This is a genomic window from Intestinibaculum porci, assembly GCF_003925875.1.
Taxonomy (GTDB): domain Bacteria; phylum Bacillota_I; class Bacilli_A; order Erysipelotrichales; family Coprobacillaceae; genus Intestinibaculum; species Intestinibaculum porci.
Map to the genome: position 1 here is coordinate 1,522,173 of NZ_AP019309.1, position 17,939 is coordinate 1,540,111.

General features: G+C 38.6%; 21 protein-coding genes. All 21 read left to right on the forward strand.

The annotated features are described in order from the left end of the window. The first annotated feature begins 18 nt into the window (after positions 1-18). The 21 genes from SG0102_RS07290 (at position 19) to SG0102_RS07410 (ending at position 17,831) form a co-directional block, all read left to right on the forward strand. Entirely contained in the window at positions 19-927 is a 909-nt protein-coding gene (locus SG0102_RS07290) for an aminoglycoside nucleotidyltransferase ANT(6)-Ia (protein ID WP_001255866.1), read from the forward strand. Continuing rightward, positions 924-1,466 carry a streptothricin N-acetyltransferase Sat4 gene (sat4, locus tag SG0102_RS07295; protein WP_000627290.1) on the forward strand — a complete coding sequence of 181 codons (543 nt, stop codon included), beginning with the start codon at positions 924-926 and terminating at the stop codon, positions 1,464-1,466. The genes SG0102_RS07290 and sat4 overlap by 4 nt, the downstream gene beginning before the upstream one ends. A gap of 92 nt (positions 1,467-1,558) precedes the next feature. Continuing rightward, positions 1,559-2,353, forward strand: a complete 795-nt coding sequence (gene aph(3')-IIIa, locus SG0102_RS07300; protein ID WP_125119336.1) for an aminoglycoside O-phosphotransferase APH(3')-IIIa — start codon at positions 1,559-1,561, stop codon at positions 2,351-2,353. Positions 2,354-2,628: 275 nt separating this feature from the next. After that, complete coding sequence (locus SG0102_RS16025) at positions 2,629-3,201, forward strand: helix-turn-helix transcriptional regulator (protein ID WP_001079938.1); 573 nt, start codon at positions 2,629-2,631, stop codon at positions 3,199-3,201. Between the two features lie 23 nt (positions 3,202-3,224). Beyond that, entirely contained in the window at positions 3,225-3,581 is a 357-nt protein-coding gene (locus SG0102_RS16030) for a WYL domain-containing protein (protein WP_000374054.1), read from the forward strand. Between the two features lie 110 nt (positions 3,582-3,691). Then, complete coding sequence (locus tag SG0102_RS07325) at positions 3,692-4,351, forward strand: dihydrofolate reductase family protein (protein WP_000802831.1); 660 nt, start codon at positions 3,692-3,694, stop codon at positions 4,349-4,351. Positions 4,352-4,724: 373 nt separating this feature from the next. After that, the gene (locus SG0102_RS07340) at positions 4,725-5,309 is read left to right on the forward strand and encodes a zinc ribbon domain-containing protein (protein ID WP_125119337.1); all 585 of its coding nucleotides are present in this window, start codon (positions 4,725-4,727) and stop codon (positions 5,307-5,309) included. 126 nt (positions 5,310-5,435) lie between these two features. After that, a complete protein-coding gene (gene lnu(C) / locus SG0102_RS07345; protein ID WP_075720925.1) occupies positions 5,436-5,930 on the forward strand; it encodes a lincosamide nucleotidyltransferase Lnu(C) in 495 nt (164 codons plus the stop codon). 30 nt (positions 5,931-5,960) lie between these two features. After that, entirely contained in the window at positions 5,961-6,389 is a 429-nt protein-coding gene (locus SG0102_RS07350; protein ID WP_125119338.1) for a GNAT family N-acetyltransferase, read from the forward strand. Positions 6,390-6,818: 429 nt separating this feature from the next. After that, positions 6,819-7,127 (forward strand): type II toxin-antitoxin system RelB/DinJ family antitoxin, encoded by a 309-nt coding sequence (locus tag SG0102_RS07355; RefSeq protein ID WP_125119339.1) that lies wholly within the window; start codon positions 6,819-6,821, stop codon positions 7,125-7,127. After that, entirely contained in the window at positions 7,124-7,429 is a 306-nt protein-coding gene (locus tag SG0102_RS07360; RefSeq protein ID WP_125119340.1) for a type II toxin-antitoxin system RelE/ParE family toxin, read from the forward strand. The genes SG0102_RS07355 and SG0102_RS07360 overlap by 4 nt, the downstream gene beginning before the upstream one ends. 101 nt (positions 7,430-7,530) lie before the next feature. Beyond that, complete coding sequence (locus tag SG0102_RS07365; protein ID WP_157982994.1) at positions 7,531-7,785, forward strand: GNAT family N-acetyltransferase; 255 nt, start codon at positions 7,531-7,533, stop codon at positions 7,783-7,785. A 646-nt stretch (positions 7,786-8,431) separates the two neighbouring features. Beyond that, entirely contained in the window at positions 8,432-8,920 is a 489-nt protein-coding gene (locus tag SG0102_RS07370; protein WP_125119341.1) for a GNAT family N-acetyltransferase, read from the forward strand. Positions 8,921-9,164: 244 nt separating this feature from the next. After that, positions 9,165-10,316 carry a GGDEF domain-containing protein gene (locus SG0102_RS07375; protein ID WP_125119342.1) on the forward strand — a complete coding sequence of 384 codons (1,152 nt, stop codon included), beginning with the start codon at positions 9,165-9,167 and terminating at the stop codon, positions 10,314-10,316. 25 nt (positions 10,317-10,341) lie between these two features. Continuing rightward, a complete protein-coding gene (locus tag SG0102_RS07380) occupies positions 10,342-10,719 on the forward strand; it encodes a hypothetical protein (protein WP_125119343.1) in 378 nt (125 codons plus the stop codon). A gap of 55 nt (positions 10,720-10,774) precedes the next feature. Then, a complete protein-coding gene (locus tag SG0102_RS07385) occupies positions 10,775-12,676 on the forward strand; it encodes an IS3 family transposase (RefSeq protein ID WP_157982993.1) in 1,902 nt (633 codons plus the stop codon). Positions 12,677-12,722: 46 nt separating this feature from the next. Further along, complete coding sequence (locus tag SG0102_RS07390) at positions 12,723-13,118, forward strand: hypothetical protein (RefSeq protein ID WP_125119344.1); 396 nt, start codon at positions 12,723-12,725, stop codon at positions 13,116-13,118. A gap of 61 nt (positions 13,119-13,179) precedes the next feature. Beyond that, positions 13,180-14,511: an IS3 family transposase gene (locus SG0102_RS07395; RefSeq protein WP_269461208.1), complete on the forward strand. Its 1,332-nt coding sequence runs from the start codon at positions 13,180-13,182 to the stop codon at positions 14,509-14,511. Between the two features lie 450 nt (positions 14,512-14,961). Next, the gene (locus tag SG0102_RS07400; protein WP_125119345.1) at positions 14,962-15,576 is read left to right on the forward strand and encodes a 4Fe-4S binding protein; all 615 of its coding nucleotides are present in this window, start codon (positions 14,962-14,964) and stop codon (positions 15,574-15,576) included. Next, complete coding sequence (locus tag SG0102_RS07405) at positions 15,573-17,102, forward strand: ABC transporter permease/substrate-binding protein (RefSeq protein WP_125119346.1); 1,530 nt, start codon at positions 15,573-15,575, stop codon at positions 17,100-17,102. The genes SG0102_RS07400 and SG0102_RS07405 overlap by 4 nt, the downstream gene beginning before the upstream one ends. Positions 17,103-17,105: 3 nt before the next feature. Then, positions 17,106-17,831: an ATP-binding cassette domain-containing protein gene (locus tag SG0102_RS07410; RefSeq protein WP_125119347.1), complete on the forward strand. Its 726-nt coding sequence runs from the start codon at positions 17,106-17,108 to the stop codon at positions 17,829-17,831. The last annotated feature ends 108 nt before the right edge of the window (positions 17,832-17,939 follow it).

Here is a 17,939-nt window from a genome sequence, read left to right on the forward strand (position 1 = left end):
TAAACGAGGAGTATGTAAATGAGATCAGAAAAAGAAATGATGGATTTAGTACTTTCTTTAGCAGAACAGGATGAACGTATTCGAATTGTGACCCTTGAGGGGTCACGCGCAAATATTAATATACCTAAAGATGAATTTCAGGATTATGATATTACATATTTTGTAAGTGATATAGAACCGTTTATATCTAATGATGACTGGCTTAATCAATTTGGGAATATAATAATGATGCAAAAGCCGGAGGATATGGAATTATTCCCACCTGAAGAAAAGGGATTTTCCTATCTTATGCTATTTGATGATTACAATAAAATTGATCTTACCTTATTGCCCTTGGAAGAGTTAGATAATTACCTAAAGGGCGATAAATTAATAAAGGTTCTAATTGATAAAGATTGTAGAATTAAAAGGGACATAGTTCCGACTGATATAGATTATCATGTAAGAAAGCCAAGCGCAAGGGAGTATGATGATTGCTGCAATGAATTTTGGAATGTAACACCTTATGTTATTAAAGGATTGTGCCGTAAGGAAATTTTATTTGCTATTGATCATTTTAATCAGATTGTTCGCCATGAGCTGCTGAGAATGATATCATGGAAGGTCGGCATCGAAACAGGCTTTAAATTAAGTGTAGGCAAGAACTATAAGTTTATTGAAAGGTATATATCCGAGGATTTGTGGGAGAAACTTTTGTCCACCTACCGGATGGATTCCTATGAAAACATATGGGAAGCATTATTTCTATGCCATCAATTGTTCAGGGCGGTATCCGGTGAGGTGGCGGAAAGGCTTCATTATGCCTATCCGGAGTATGATAGGAATATAACAAAATATACCAGGGACATGTATAAAAAATACACTGGTAAAACCGGCTGCCTGGATAGCACATATGCCGCTGATATAGAAGAGAGGCGGGAACAGTGATTACAGAAATGAAAGCAGGGCACCTGAAAGATATCGATAAACCCAGCGAACCATTTGAGGTGATAGGTAAGATTATACCGAGGTATGAAAACGAGAATTGGACCTTTACAGAATTACTCTATGAAGCGCCATATTTAAAAAGCTACCAAGACGAAGAGGATGAAGAGGATGAGGAGGCAGATTGCCTTGAATATATTGACAATACTGATAAGATAATATATCTTTACTACCAAGACGATAAATGCGTCGGAAAAGTTAAACTGCGAAAAAATTGGAACCGGTACGCTTATATAGAAGATATCGCCGTATGTAAGGATTTCAGGGGGCAAGGCATAGGCAGCGCGCTTATCAATATATCTATAGAATGGGCAAAGCATAAAAACTTGCATGGACTAATGCTTGAAACCCAGGACAATAACCTTATAGCTTGTAAATTCTATCATAATTGTGGTTTCAAAATCGGCTCCGTCGATACTATGTTATACGCCAACTTTGAAAACAACTTTGAAAAAGCTGTTTTCTGGTATTTAAGGTTTTAGAATGCAAGGAACAGTGAATTGGAGTTCGTCTTGTTATAATTAGCTTCTTGGGGTATCTTTAAATACTGTAGAAAAGAGGAAGGAAATAATAAATGGCTAAAATGAGAATATCACCGGAATTGAAAAAACTGATCGAAAAATACCGCTGCGTAAAAGATACGGAAGGAATGTCTCCTGCTAAGGTATATAAGCTGGTGGGAGAAAATGAAAACCTATATTTAAAAATGACGGACAGCCGGTATAAAGGGACCACCTATGATGTGGAACGGGAAAAGGACATGATGCTATGGCTGGAAGGAAAGCTGCCTGTTCCAAAGGTCCTGCACTTTGAACGGCATGATGGCTGGAGCAATCTGCTCATGAGTGAGGCCGATGGCGTCCTTTGCTCGGAAGAGTATGAAGATGAACAAAGCCCTGAAAAGATTATCGAGCTGTATGCGGAGTGCATCAGGCTCTTTCACTCCATCGACATATCGGATTGTCCCTATACGAATAGCTTAGACAGCCGCTTAGCCGAATTGGATTACTTACTGAATAACGATCTGGCCGATGTGGATTGCGAAAACTGGGAAGAAGACACTCCATTTAAAGATCCGCGCGAGCTGTATGATTTTTTAAAGACGGAAAAGCCCGAAGAGGAACTTGTCTTTTCCCACGGCGACCTGGGAGACAGCAACATCTTTGTGAAAGATGGCAAAGTAAGTAGCTTTATTGATCTTGGGAGAAGCGGCAGGGCGGACAAGTGGTATGACATTGCCTTCTGCGTCCGGTCGATCAGGGAGGATATCGGGGAAGAACAGTATGTCGAGCTATTTTTTGACTTACTGGGGATCAAGCCTGATTGGGAGAAAATAAAATATTATATTTTACTGGATGAATTGTTTTAGTACCTAGATTTAGATGTCTAAAAAGCTTTAACTACAAGCTTTTTAGACATCTAATCTTTTCTGAAGTACATCCGCAACTGTCCATACTCTGATGTTTTATATCTTTTCTAAAAGTTCGCTAGATAGAGTTCTATATTAGAGATGTAAAGAGTTTTGGTGAAGAGGTTTGTGAGTATGGCTTTTATAACCAGGGTGCAATGAGAAGCACTAACAGCAGCTAGCTTAAGAACGCATAGGATATACTTTTTATGGAAGTCACAGAGGAGGAATAAAATTTGAACAGGATTAACAGAGTAACCTCTATTCTTATTCAGCTGCAATCAAAAAAAATAATTCCTGCCAAAGAAATTGCACAGCGATTTAATATAAGCTTAAGGACAGTTTACAGAGATATCCGGACACTTGAAGAAGCCGGAATACCAATTGGATCTGAGGCCGGAAAAGGATATTTTCTTGTAGAGGGCTTCCTACTTCCGCCGGTAATGTTTACAGCGGCGGAAGTGGGTGCATTGATTACAGCAGGGAAATTTTTAAATTGCCATGGAGATGAATCATTTATAAAGGATTTTGATTCAGCTATGTATAAAATCAAATCTATTTTGAAGCATGGTGAAAAAAACTATGCACAGGAGTTGGAGAACAGTATTAACGTGTACAGCACATCTGGACAGAAAAATACATTGGCGGATAACGTTATTGCAGCAATTCAGACTGCAATCTGCAATAAAAGGGTAATATCAATTCAATATCCTGCATCAGGAGGGCAAGAACCGGAAAGCAGAATGATAGAGCCTATATCACTGGGGTTTTATGAACAGAACTGGTACTTAATCGGTTTTGCAGGCTAAGAAATGAATATAGGAATTTTCGTGTGGATCGGATTAAAAGCATTTGCATAGAAGAAGAGCTCTGTCAAAGCCATGATGGCTCTTTGGAACAAATATTAAAACAAATGCTTTCATATAAAAAACTATATAATGTAATTCTTAGAGCTGAAAAAGGGGAGACATACAATTCTATCAAGAACAGGTATTCTCTCGGATTCCTTGAAGAAACCGATTTGGGAAGTAAAATGGAAATCGAATTCCAGACAGATTCCTTTGAGATATTGAGCAAGCAGCTGATTGAATATGGATCAGGCATTGAAATAGTCCAACCTGATGAATTAAAATGCATAACCCGTAAACACCTGGCACAAATTACGAATCACTGCCTAAACTTGATTTAGAGAAAGCGATTGGTCTGTTATGTATTTTTTGTAAGGTTTCATATCCCCTGCTGACATACAGCTGTCAGTGTATTATGATATTCTACTATCAAAAAGGAGGATTGAAAAATATGAAACCAAAGATAATTATGCATACACAAATTAGCCTTGATGGCCGCATTAAAGGCTTTGATAATCCGGAAGTTTACTACCAGGTTGCCGGGGGAATTCATTCGGATGCGGTGCTGTTTGGGTCCAATACTGTTTTTACTGCATTTGAAAAATATCCTGCTGAAACAGAGGCTGATTTTGAGAAAATCATAACAAGCCCGGAGGACCCCAGACCAATAGGAGTCATACCTGACAGCAGAGGTATCTTGAGAAGTCTTCATTGCTTAAGAAATCTTGGATATCTGAAGGAAATTGTCATTCTGGTATCAACTGCCACTCCGAAGGAATATTTGAATTATTTGGAGGAAAGGCATTACCCATATATTGTGTCAGGAAATGATCATGTGGACTATGAAAAAGCCTTTCAGATCCTGCATGAGCAATATGGGTGTAAATACATGCGGACAGACAGTGGCGGTGGATTAACCAACAAATTATTAGAAAACGGACTTATTGATGAAATCAGTCTTGTGATATCACCATGTTTTGTAGGTAATAAAGAAAAACAACTATTTGATAACCTTCTGTTATCTGAAAAAGTTAATTTGGAATTGCAGGGAACAGAGAATGCAGAACATGGCTGTCTGTCATTGCGCTATGCTGTGAAAAATAAGGATTAGTGCAGCATACTTTAAAAAGTGTCTGTTGGGACAGTGTCCTAAAGGAAGCATAAGCTCATGGCTAGCGGCGGTGTTAAAGTAACGGCACTCGGCCCCAATATATAGTTGATATGCCCCTAAGCCTTTGAGGGCAAGGCGGTCAACCGCGCCTTTTCCGGTCCGCATACAGTCGTTCAATGAGGGTATCAAGCTCGGCAATGCGGCGGTGCTTCTCGGTGGTTCGTTTCTTCGCCGCCGTTTTCGGCTAATTCTAATTGATCCGAACTGTAAGGATAAGCAATTATCCGGGGCTAGTTAAGTATCTTAGAGAGGAAGATAAAGATAAGTAAACCAATTTTAAAGTTGTACCGAATAAAGCCTTCAAGAGGACAACATGGTCTTTTGTGGACACTGCGAAGATATTTACAGAAGAGTCTACTGGAACAACAGAGGCAAGAAGAAATATGTATGGAGATGCGTATCCAGGGTGCTAAAGAAAAACAGTGGGATTGATTGCCCTGCAAGAACCATAGAAGAAACGGTTCTTCACGAGGCAGTTGTTACGGCAGTCAACGATGCCTTTGCACAGAAGAACACAGTGATACCACTTCTGAAACAGAACATCGAAGAAGTTATAAACGATGATTTGGAAGAAAAGATAAAGGATATCGACAAGCAGTTGGCAGAGCTTCAGATAGAACTGATCAATGTTTCCGGTGATGAGCTTGCCGTTGAGAGGTTAGGGACAGAGATAGTAGACCTTCGTGAAGAACGACAGGATATTCTGACGGCGGCAGCAGAGAGAAAAGACCTGCAGTTACGAATGCAGGAACTGATAGATTTCCTGGATGAACAGCACACCGCGATTACAGAATACAGTGAGACACTTACAAGAAGGCTAGTAGAAAAGGTCACAATTCTTGATGAGAAGATAGTAGTAACCCTTAAATCGGGAATGGAAATGGAAGTTGAAGCATAGAACAGATAAAGGCACCTTGCAGAAATGCAGGGTGTTTTTTCGTTCATAGTTTGTTAATGAAACACTTGCATCGGTATGATATAATGGTTAAGAGAACAGAAAACTTGAATTTGTGGAGATGATAAGATGGTCAATATTACAGATGTAAAACAGATTCTTCAACTCGCGATAGATGCCGAGATTAAAGTCTTTCTTGATGGTGGCTGGGGGGTAGATGCGTTGCTTGGACATCAGTCAAGAGTCCATAACGATATTGATATTTTTGTAGAAAAGAAAGATTATCAGAACTTTATAGAGATAATGAAAGCTAATGACTTTTATGAGATTAAGATGGAATATACAACATTGAACCATACTGTATGGAAAGATGCGAAAAACAGGATTGTTGATTTGCATTGTTTTGAATATACGGGCGAAGGTGAAATTCTTTATGAGGGGGATAACTTTCCGGTAGAAACTTTTTCTGGTAAAGGAAAAATTGAGGAGATAGAGGTTTCTTGTATTGAACCATATAGTCAAGTAATGTTCCATTTGGGATATGAATTTGATGAAAATGATGTACATGATGTGAAGCTATTGTGTGAGACATTTCATATCGAAATTCCAAATGAGTATAGATAACTGTAAATTCAAATTTGTAGAGGTTATATTGTGATAAGAGCAGTCAAGGAAAATGATTTATCTGCTGTTATGCAGATATGGCTTGATATAAACATTAAAGCACATAGTTTCATATCAAAGCACTATTGGATGGATAATTATGATATGGTAAAAAAGATTCTTCCACAAGCAGAAATATATGTGTATGAAAACAATGGCACAAAAGAAATAGAAGGCTTTATTGGATTGACAGATAATTATATTGCGGGATTATTCGTAAAAGAAGATATGCAGTCGAAAGGCATTGGGAAACAACTATTGAATTATGCAAAAGGCATTAAATCCAATATGTATTTGAGCGTTTATAATAAGAATATCCGTGCAATTCAATTTTATCAGAGAGAACAATTTGTAGTTCAATCAGAAAACACGGATGATAATACCAACGAAAAAGAGTTGGTTCTGGCTTGGAGCCGATAGACAAATTCCAATTTATAGGGATGAGAAATTGATTATTAAATTAGGGGGCAGTATAATATGGATATGTTTCCGACAACAGGGAGAGTTGATATGTTTCCGTCAACTAGCAAAAGGCTATGACATCAATCCTATAAACTCGACCCACGTTGAGACGGTCGTTTTGATGTCGAGAAAATAATAGGATCCAATAGTCGACTTAGTTGGGAATCGTATTTTTGGTGTACAAGGAAACCCCGTCGCCTGAAGATAGAGCTGTTTACCATTATGATTACATATAATATATTTTTACTGTTATACGGTTTTATATTAAAAATGTAAATTTATTATTAAAAAACAGATGGGTAATCATTAAGATTTATAAATTGTATTGCTTTTGTACGCACAAACAAGTAAATATGATAAGAAAATAAGTGAAAGGTGGTGCTTTATATGGCAGCAAAATCAGCGAATCTTTATGCTCGTATTGAACCGGAGGTAAAAGCAAAGGCAGAAGGCATTTTGTCTGCACTTGGTATTCCTGCATCCAATGCTATCAATATGTTTTATAAACAGATAATTTTTCATAGAGGACTTCCTTTTGAAGTGAAAATTCCATCTTCTCGTCCTGTAGATATGTCCGTTTTATCAGAAGCAGAACTGAATGTAGAGCTTGAGAAAGGATATGCGGATATCAAAGCAGGAAAAACAAGAGAAGCAAGTGTGGTTTTTGCAGACATCCGTAAGGATTATAATTTGTGATATACGCTATCAAAATTACATCTCAGGCAGATAACGATATTCGTAATATCTATGAATATATTGCTTACGAACTGCAGTCACCGGAGCATGCCAGTGCTCAGCTGAACAGAATCGAAAAGTGTATTATGAGTCTTGACGATTTGCCAGAACGCTATCGTTTTTATGATAGAGAACCGTGGAAAAGTCAAAGACTTCATATTGCTTTGGTAGATAATTATTGCGTTCTATATACTATAGATAATGATAATAAAACAGTTTACATCATGCGAGTGATGTATAGCAGTCGTGATATTGATGTTTAGCTTGATAATTACACGAAATACGAAGAATAGTGTAAATCGGTGAATCTGGCGATATCGGCGCATTGATCCTAAATCACATTCAGGGTGACGGATACCCTTTGGTGCATTGCACTAAAACTGGTGATGCTTCAAAAATTGCGGTCATTCATCTGCTTGCGACCGCTCCAAAGTATCAAGGTCAGGGCATTGGGAGAAAGATGCTGGAAGAAGCCGTCGCAATTTGCAGGGCTGAAAATGACATTTCTATCCGTTTGGATACTCTTCCATGGAATGTACCTGGGAAGAAGTTATACGAAGGATTCGGTTTTAAATATATTGTGGACCCGCAGAGTGTGCAATTTACTTTTAGCTCGTAAACCGCAAATTGAAACAACTTAATAGCAAGCTAATAATATAAAAAGGTTATCATTCATGCGGTTAGATACCGCAGATTGTGATAACCTTTAATCATTTCGCTATGATATGTGATAGAATAAACATATCAATTTTTTAGGAAGGCACAGATCCTCAAAGCCCATGAGTTTGGCCGCTCAACTTTGAAGATCTAGCACATGCTCATGCTACAGGAAAATAAGATTTTATTCAAGTTCTATATTCAAATTCTTAAAAATAAATCATTTAATCTTCTGAATGCTGGTATTTTAATGTCCAATCTGTTTGAGAACTTGTGGTCTTTATCATAGGATTTATTGTACTTAAGAGAAGCCTGGAAAGATTCAATACACATGGGAATAATGAGTATTCCCTTTCAGTTTTTGCTTAAACGATTAGGCAGCTTCTTTATGAATAAGCCTTGATAAATCTGTGCAAGTTTTAAAGGTAAAGATAGAACAGTTGAAAACTAGGTTCATGAGGCTTCTAAAGAAAGGTGATATCAACTCATCAGTATGGCGATAATCATTTTGGTATTAAGTTGTTATTATTTATGGCTGATCCTTCAGATCAAATTGCACACTTTACGTCTTCAAAGTATAATGATTTCGTTGAGAGGAAGCGTATATAATGAACATAAAATTAAGAGCTTATCAAAATGAAGATGTGAAGGATGTGATGGATATCTGGAATCAGGTAGTGGAAGACGGTGTTGCCTTTCCGCAGGATCACCCCTTAACATTAGCAGAGGCACAAGATTTCTTTAATAGCCAAACTTATTCGGGCGTCGCTGTTAACCAGAATAATGAAATTGTTGGTATGTATATACTGCATCCCAATAATGTGGGAAGATGCGGTCATATCTGTAATGCCTCTTATGCCGTGAAACAAGATTGTCGAGGTATGCATATTGGGGAAAAGCTTGTGAAAGACTGCCTTATCAAAGCGCATGAGAAAGGTTTTCGAATTTTACAGTTTAACGCTGTTGTGGCAAGCAATAAACATGCCATTCATCTTTATGAACGTTTAGGGTTTACGAGAATCGGCAGCGTTCCTGAAGGGTTTCATATGCAGGATGGATCCTATGAGGATATTATTCTTTTTTATCATACTGTATAATAATGGATGATCGATGCTAAGCATTGATCTTTTTTGTCATCTCATTGAAATAATAAGGATAAGAAAGAATCAGTATAACTTCAATTTATTATCGATTGCATTTTGCGTCATATATTTGTCGTATAATGCAAAAACAGCTTTGAAAGAGGGTGTACTTATCGCTTTTTTACAGGTATAATGTCACCATATTCAATTGCTTTTTAGAGAAAATTTGGGATTCTATTTCGTATCTGGAGGACAGGGTATGTCAACATCTATGGCACAGACTTTTAGTCAAGCATATCAACCGTTTTATATTGCTATTTTGCTTGTTTGTTTGGTTATTTCATCAGAAGTTTATGGCCGTATTCAGCGCAGTATTGGCCGTGAATCAGAGAATACGGCTTTTAAAAAGATCATCTTTACATACGTTATTTATATCATTAATGATCTGTTATGGATTTATATTTTACCAAAGCCAGGTCATACAACTTTTGCGCGAGTTTTAGAATTTAGTGAAGCAGGAATTTTATCTGTTTTTACCTTTTTGTGGTTTGGATTTGCCGAGTATTACATTGATGGTTTTACTGATAAGATGGGAAAAATTAAACATATCTTTTATCTTCCTGTCATCATTGCCATAATCAATGCTGCGGTGTTTATTTTAAATCGGGTGGGGATTCTTGGGGTGTCGCTATGGCCGGCATCTTATATTTACATGATCAATTCACCCATTGATTTTTTCTATTTGTTTTTTGCATTTGCGCATACAATGTATAAAATGCATCAGGAAAAAAGGCCTAACAGACAGTTACATGAACGTGTCATTATGGAATGTATGCTTTATCCCGCTATAGGTGCCATTGCTAGTTTGTTTATTTACTATGTACCTTTTATTATTTTAGGAATTCTTCCTTCTATCATAAAAGTATTAATAGAAATGCAGAATGCACATATTTATACGGATGCTTTAACCGGGATCAATAACCGTTATCGCGTGAGTGAATATTTAGAGCGGGAATGGGAGAACTGTTCTGTCGACCATCCTATTTATATCTATTTAATTGATATTAATAAATTCAAATCTATTAATGACAAATATGGGCATTTAGTCGGTGATCAAGCTTTAGTTACGTTAGCTGAAACCCTTAAAAAGATTGCCTCAGAAGGGATTGTCATTGGGCGCTTTGGCGGTGATGAGTTTATATTAGTGGATTCGTTAAATCACGATCCAGAAGCAGTCAAGAAGGAAATTCGCATAGCCCTGCAGGAAGCTGCGAGACAAAAGAATTTTGCCTTTGATCTGACAATTTCAATTGGTTATGCGAAATGCACTAATGCGAAGTCCAAAGTCACTGATATTGTAGCACGCGCTGATGATGCGCTTTATCAGGATAAGAAACGTACACATAAATAGTACGCTGCATCGGGGAGGGAAATATATGACAGAGAGATCAATCCAGTCTATTTTCAGTGGGGCCTATCAGCCGTTATATATCTCTTTACTATCTGTTTGTTTAATTATTGCGATTGAAGTCTATCATAAAATCCATAGTAATATTGGTCGAAAGTCGGAAAATGCGGCTTTTCATAAAGTGATTATCAGTTATCTTGCTTATATTATTGTGGACTTACTTTGGATCATGACTTATACGCATGAAGATTTCGTCGTATTTAGTAAAACGATGGAGTATATTGAAACAGCCATTTTAGCCAACTTTGCCTATTTCTGGTTTGAGTTTGCGGAATACTATATTGATGGTTTTCCTATCAAAAAAGGGCGCGTTCATATGCTCTTTAGATTTAAAATGGTACCATAGAAAGGAACATTACATTGACAGTAATGTCACCTAACCTATGGTGCCATTTTTTGTAATGAAGGTAATAATTGTTATGTCTAAAGGAACTGTAATATCTGATGAAGCCATTAAAATACTTTCAGCCAATAAATTCGTCAAACTGGTGAGATCAAATCGTATTTCATTTACCTATGAATTCAGGATCATGATGTGGGAGAGATGGATTAAATATAAAAGCATTTCATCAATTAGAGAGGTCATGAAGGAAAATGGCATTGACTACTCTCTCTTTAACGCACAAATTATTAGTCGTATTCAAAGAAATTTTAAACGCGATGGGAAACCTACTAACGGACGTATGGGTAACTCTGCCAAACGTAATAAAACAGATAAAAACTATGATCAGTTCCTCGTCTCGACCGGAAAATTCATTCGCGCACGTCGTGGCATTTCATTTTCAAAAGACTATACTGAAAAGCTCTATAGCTTATATCCTGATCAGGCAATCGAGGATGTCCTTAAATCAGATGGCTTTGATCCAGAACGAATTGGCTATCAGCGTATTCATGCGCTAAAAAGAGTATTTGACGGGGATATTGAGCCGCATGAAAAGCAAACGTTTGATCAGAATATAATCGAAGAATATACAGACCACCCAATGGTTGAAAGGATAACTGCACATAGAATCAAACTGACGGATGTATTCTACAGCGAGGCATCAATTTTCTCTGATATGCACATTAATGATATTCTCAAAATCTTTGATATTGATTCTGCAATTCTTACTATCTCCACGAAACAGCGCATAAAAAAGCAAATTACTCAATCTGATCATACATGTTCCATTCATTTAGAGGCAGGCTCATCTGATCGACTCAAAGCCATTGCCCTAAATCTTTATGAGGCACTATACAATAAAATGGCTTGTTTTCTGAAGTCTATATCCCAATGCATATGGGATCTTAGCGCCAGCCTAAGAAGAGAAGCCTTCATAATGCTTGACTCGTTAGCGGACAGTCACATTATGCCTTTAAGCCAAATCATTAGTGAAGCAGGCCTGTCAAGATCCACCTTCTACTCTATTTTAAGAAACGATGCCTACGGCAGATATGAAGAGCTAAGGAATCAGAATGAAGAAGAAGAGGTCAGGGCCATTATTGATACAATGAATTACAAAGGCTATCCCAAAGGCAAGAGAACTATCCACATGATGATGCCTGAGATTACAGGCAAAAGCTTTTCAATTAAGAAAATAGCACGTCTGATGAGAAAGCATGGACTTAATTCAGGAGTTCGAGCTCCCCGTCAGTCCCTTAAGGCTGCTCGTGAGCATCTTGAAAAATACAAGTGCCCTAATCTTCTTAAACGAAAATTCAGACTGGCCATGCCTTTTACGCACATTCTCACTGATGTTTCCTATCTGTTTTTTGGAGCAAATGGCAGAGGCTATCTTTCAGCAGTCAAAGATGCGGTAACAGGGCGCATATTAGCTGCCGTGGTGAGCGAAAACAATGATTCGGCAATGACTATGGAGACGCTGAAGCAGCTTGAACGCTACACCTTTCGCGATAATGCCATCTTCCATAGCGACCAGGGGGCACTGTATCTCAATGAAGCATTTCAGAAAAAGGTAAAGGAGCTGGGATTCAGAGAATCAATGTCCAGAAGAGGCATCTGTGAAGACAACAGTTCACAGGAAAGCTTTTTTGGCCATTTCAAGGATGAATGTGACTATACCAGCTGCAGTTCCATTGAGGAGCTGAGGGAAATGGTGCTTTCCTATGTGGAATACTACAACAACGAGAGACCACAGTGGACAAGAAATAAAATGACACCCGTGAAATACGAATCGTATCTTGAAGCCATGCCGCCTGAGCAGTTTGATTTATACATGTCCAAGGAAACTGATAAGTATGAAAAAACGAAGGCTCTTGCAACAAAAAGAGCTAAAGCGCGTGCCAACCTGATACTGTCATGATATACTACAGACACCAATAAATACATATCAGGCGGAGGAAAGCATTATGGCAAAAAGAAATAAGCAGATTAACCTGGAAAAAGCTTTAGAAGAGGCTTCTAAAAACCAATACACTGAGAAGGTAACAGATGGCAGAATCTATTACACAAGGGAATTCTATGCCCGCATGAAACAGCTGATGGATGGCGGCATGTCACCAATTAAGGCATACAAGACACTCGGATACGATGTAAACACGTTAGGAGAAGATCGCGCCTACGCAGCTGCCGGTCGCGCTGCCAGCGGACAGGCACGCAAGCCCAAGAAGGTCAGCGGCATGGTTCCGCGTGATCAGGTTGGCAATCTTTCCGATCAGGAAATGGTTGACTATCTTAATTCACGCATTGACTATCTGGAAACAGTTGTTGGAGTCGTAAAAAAAAGGGCTCAAAACTGCTGGTGAAGGTATCATCATCGAAGAACGAGAAATAGCGGTAGATAAATGTCTTCTCGCAGATACGTATATAAGAGATCATCCTGATGTCAAAATCAGTGAGGCCTGCAAGATATTTGAAATCACTTCAAGAAAATACAGGTGCTGGAAGAAAAAACGTGAAAATCCATCTGCCAGCCAGATTCAAAAGGCTACCGAAGATGAGATGATAAAGGATAAGATGATTGATATCGTCAAAACCTTTGGCTTCGTGCCTGGGCGAAGAACATTCTGTGCTCTTTTTACTCGCATGCATTTTAATATCAATGGTCAGCCGGTTGGTGAAAAAAAAGTAACGCGTCTGATGCAGGAATTGAATTTGTTCCCCAACCTACGCCATAAGGATGCCTACAAGGGACAGGCAACATACAACCATCCTTATTATAACGTTAACGATTACGTAAAAAGATACTTCAGACAAGACCCGCGCAAGGTTATTCTCACTGATATCACTTATATTTCCTATAACGGCAATAAAAACATCTCTTATCTATGCGTATTTAAGGACGCATTTACCAATGAAATTCTTGGATGGCATATTTCTAAAAGAATGGACGTTACCCTCGTTGAAAGAGCTTATTGCATGATGATGGATCTTCATGAAAAGGAAATTGAGAAGGCATGCAAATACATGAAGGAAAATGGAAAAAAGCCTTATGTCTATATTCATTCAGACAACGGCTCTCAATACCTTTCCACCGAATTCAGAGAAATTCTAGAAGATGACGGCTTCATTCAGTCAGTATCCAGACGCGGAAACAGCCTCGATAATGCGCCAATGGAAAGCTTTTTTGGAAGAATGAAATCTATTCTAAATGAATTAGTTGAAAAATGTCCTAACTTTGATACGGTTGAAACCATGATCAAAAACTTTATGGAACAGTATAATACAGTAATACCTCAGTATGATCTGGCAGGACAGACTCCTGAAGAATACTATCGCTATATTACTGAAGGCATTTATCAGACTGATGTTTATTTCGGCGTCTCAGCCAAAGAACTCATCACCCAGGAAGAACTGGAATCCAGACGCGAACAAGCGCGTGCTGAAAGAGCTCGACGCAGAAGCAAGCAAAACGAGTCTGGTGAATCATCTTATGAGTATAAGAGCGAACAGCATCCTTTCAAAGTGGTACAGAAGGATCAGAAGGTTATTCTAGCTCGAATCAATAAGCTACAGAGACTGATTGACGAAAATACGAAAGAAGTAGAAAAACTGGATACGCTATTGGCTGATACGAATACAGCACTCAAGTTCCTAACCAAGGCATCCGATTCAGTGATCAAGTCACTGTACTATCCTAGAAACTGGCAGAATTATCCAGAGCTATCGTATGTGAACAGAACAGGAGCAATCTATTAATAATACATCAAGTCATCCACTTCTTGTTTAAAAAATCACGTAAAGTGGTTCTTTTTGTCGTACAATAAAACTCCTGATATGGATGAATAGAAGCGAAAAAATGAGGGCAAGATTCAATTGAATCTTGCCCTCATCCTTTGTGAGCTGAAAACAAGTCGTCACTGTCAATAAATAGTCCTTGACAATGGTACCAGTTTACACCATGACACATGAGCAGATTGTTTTAGCGGTTAATGCGAAACGAGAAGCCATTTCGCGAGTGTTAAAACAGCTTGAGAAAAAGGCATGATCCAGCGAAGCTGCAACTGTATTTCTATTTTAGATCCTCATGGTCTTAAGCAGCTTTTATAATATGTGAGGTCTTTTGAAAAAAAGATCTTTTTTTGCGGTTGAGCTTGACTTGTTAGATGTAATGTATTATATTACAAACAGAAAGAGGAGGACAAGCCGATGAATGCCCAGAACTGTTTAGAAATTTTAAGATCTATAAAAGATGTCGCTTTTGCGACGATTGATCGTGATGGAAAACCACAAGTGCGAATGATTGATATGATGCTTATTGAAGAGGGAAAGCTGTTTTTCTGCACCGCTCGCGGCAAAGACTTTTATCAGGAACTTTGTGATTTACCGGAAGCCGCTATTACCGGGATGAATGAAAAATATCAGATGGTACGCTTTAATGCGAAAGTGAAGAAATTATCTGATCAGAAGTATTGGATCGATCGCATTTTTGAAGAGAACCCATCGATGAAAGATGTTTATCCAGGGGATAGCCGTTATATCTTAGAACCATTTGTCATGGATGAAGGCACTTTAGAATTCTTTGATTTAGGGGTCAGTCCGATTCATCGTGAAAGCTTTGCGTTAAAAATGCCAGTCAAAGAAAAAGGTTTTTTAATTAGTGACGCCTGCATTGGCTGTGGCACTTGCCAACGTAATTGTCCGCAGCAAGCTATTATCAAAGGGACGCCTTATGTCATTAAGCAGGAACAGTGTTTACACTGTGGACTCTGCTTTGAAAAATGTCCAGTTAAGGCTATTTTTAGAAGGGGACTCTCACGATGAACAATGTCATTCATTTATTAATCAGTCAGTGGTCGTTTTTTGGCGGCTTACTTGTTGAACATATTGAAATTTCTTTAGCATCTATTGCCATTGCCATTGTCGTCGGTGGTCTGGCAGGGATTCTGATTAGTGAATTTCGCAAAAGTGCGAAAGTGACGTTAAGTGTCATTAACTTTCTGTATACCATCCCATCAATCTCAATGTTAGGATTCCTAATTCCTTTCTCTGGTATTGGGGATGCGACTGCTATTATTGCTTTAACCATTTATGCCCTCTTACCAATGGTGCGCAATACATATACGGGTATGACAAATGTCGATGAGGCGATTATTGAAGCAGCCAAAGGGATGGGCTCAACCAAATTTCAGATTCTTTATAAGATTCAGCTGCCATTAGCGATGCCGGTTATCTTTGCGGCTATCCGCAACATGGTGACGATGACCATTGCTTTAGCCGGGATTGCCTCATTTATTGGTGCGGGCGGCTTAGGGGTCGCCATCTATCGTGGCATTACTACAAATAATGCGGCGATGACTGTTGCCGGCAGTTTACTCATTGCGTTATTAGCGTTAATTGTCGACTTTGTTTTAGGGGCGATTGAAAAACGTTTATTAAAACGTGATGAAAAAGCGAAAAAACAAAATAAACGCATTGCTTTAGCGGGCGGCTTAGCGATTGTGATCTTCCTTGGCTATGCCTTCTTCCCTAAACAAAAGCAGGAAACGATTCACATTGCGACCAAGCCGATGACGGAGCAGTATATCTTAGGGGAAATGCTGAAAAAGGTGATTACGGATAAAACAGATTTAAAAGTCTCATTAACGCAAGGTGTCGGCGGCGGAACATCTAATATTCAGCCGGCGATGGTGAGCGGGAAGTTTGATATGTATCCAGAATATACTGGAACAGGCTGGAATATGGTTTTGAAAAAATCTTCACTTTACTCAGAGAAACAGTTCTCCACATTACAAAAGGCTTATCAAAGCAAGTATGGTTTAACATGGCAGACAATGTTAGGTTTTAACGATACTTATGGTGTGGCTATTTATAAACCGATTGCGGAAAAATACAACATTAAAACATACTCTGATCTCAAGGCTCTCAATGGTAAACTGATCTTAGGTGCAGAATATGATTTCTTTGATCGCCCTGATGGCTATAAGAAACTAAAAAAGACGTATGGCTTATCTTTTAAAGCCACGAAAGATATGGATATGGGCTTGAAATACAAAGCTATTAATAATCATCAGGTTGATGTGATGCCTGTCAATACAACCGATGGTCAGCTATCCCATGCTAATGTCCGTTTATTAAAAGATAACTTGCATATGTATCCCTCTTATCAGTGTGGTTTAGTCATTAATCAGACGTTCTTAAAGGCGCATCCAGAATTAAAGAAAGCCTTAAAAGTTTTTGATCATCTGATTAGTGAAAATGATATGTCGAAAATGAATTATGAAGTGGAAACGAAGAAGAAAGAGCCAGCGGCGGTAGCGCAGGCCTTCTTATTAGCGAAAGGGGTGTAAGTGATGGCGATTATTACATTTGACCATGTCAAGAAAGTTTATGGTAAGCAGACTGTTATTCCCAATTTAAGTTTTAGTGTTGAAAAAGGCGAATTTGTGATGATGATTGGGACCTCCGGCAGTGGGAAGACAACGACGCTGAAAATGATCAACGGTCTGATTATGCCAAGCGGCGGAGACATTATTGTCGAAGGCAAATCAATCAAAGAGCATGATCTGATTGCCTTACGCCGTTCAATTGGATATGTTATTCAGGGCAGTGTGCTCTTCCCGCATATGAACGTTGAAGAGAATATTGCCTATGTTTTAAAGCTGTTACATAAAAGCAAAGAAGAAATTACACAGGCCGTCGATCACTGGATGAAAGTTACTGACTTAGATTTAAGTCTGAAAAAACGTTTTCCAAGCGAACTTTCTGGCGGTCAGCAGCAGCGTGTCGGGATTGCCCGCGCCTTGGCGGCGACGCCGGACTTAGTATTGATGGACGAACCTTTTGGGGCTGTCGATGCGATCACCCGCGAAGCGCTTCAGCAGGAAATAAAAAAGATTCATGCTCAGGTAGGCATTACAATTATGTTTATCACTCATGATATTGAAGAAGCTTTAACCTTAGGTACAAAAGTGATGGTGATGGATCAGGGACAAATCGTCCAATACGATACGCCAGAGGTCATTAAAACCCATCCTGCTAATGCTTTTGTGGCGCAGCTGGTTTCACGAACGCAATAATTTCTGTATCAAAAGACTTATTTATGCATCAAAGGTGTAATAAGTCTTTTTTACAATTTGAAAAGCCTTATTATAAGGGGATTTTTTCGTTCAGGAATATTGAATAGA

Excerpts from the sequence above, each read along its gene's own strand:
- SG0102_RS07290 (WP_001255866.1), top strand. The coding sequence starts at position 19 with ATGAGATCAGAAAAAGAAATGATGGATTTAGTACTTTCTTTAGCAGAA.
- SG0102_RS07325 (WP_000802831.1), top strand. The coding sequence starts at position 3,692 with ATGAAACCAAAGATAATTATGCATACACAAATTAGCCTTGATGGCCGC.
- SG0102_RS07340 (WP_125119337.1), top strand. The coding sequence starts at position 4,725 with ATGGTCTTTTGTGGACACTGCGAAGATATTTACAGAAGAGTCTACTGG.
- SG0102_RS07355 (WP_125119339.1), top strand. The coding sequence starts at position 6,819 with ATGGCAGCAAAATCAGCGAATCTTTATGCTCGTATTGAACCGGAGGTA.
- SG0102_RS07370 (WP_125119341.1), top strand. The coding sequence starts at position 8,432 with ATGAACATAAAATTAAGAGCTTATCAAAATGAAGATGTGAAGGATGTG.
- SG0102_RS07375 (WP_125119342.1), top strand. The coding sequence starts at position 9,165 with ATGTCAACATCTATGGCACAGACTTTTAGTCAAGCATATCAACCGTTT.
- SG0102_RS07380 (WP_125119343.1), top strand. The coding sequence starts at position 10,342 with ATGACAGAGAGATCAATCCAGTCTATTTTCAGTGGGGCCTATCAGCCG.
- SG0102_RS07385 (WP_157982993.1), top strand. The coding sequence starts at position 10,775 with ATGAAGGTAATAATTGTTATGTCTAAAGGAACTGTAATATCTGATGAA.
- SG0102_RS07390 (WP_125119344.1), top strand. The coding sequence starts at position 12,723 with ATGGCAAAAAGAAATAAGCAGATTAACCTGGAAAAAGCTTTAGAAGAG.
- SG0102_RS07400 (WP_125119345.1), top strand. The coding sequence starts at position 14,962 with ATGAATGCCCAGAACTGTTTAGAAATTTTAAGATCTATAAAAGATGTC.
- SG0102_RS07405 (WP_125119346.1), top strand. The coding sequence starts at position 15,573 with ATGAACAATGTCATTCATTTATTAATCAGTCAGTGGTCGTTTTTTGGC.
- SG0102_RS07410 (WP_125119347.1), top strand. The coding sequence starts at position 17,106 with ATGGCGATTATTACATTTGACCATGTCAAGAAAGTTTATGGTAAGCAG.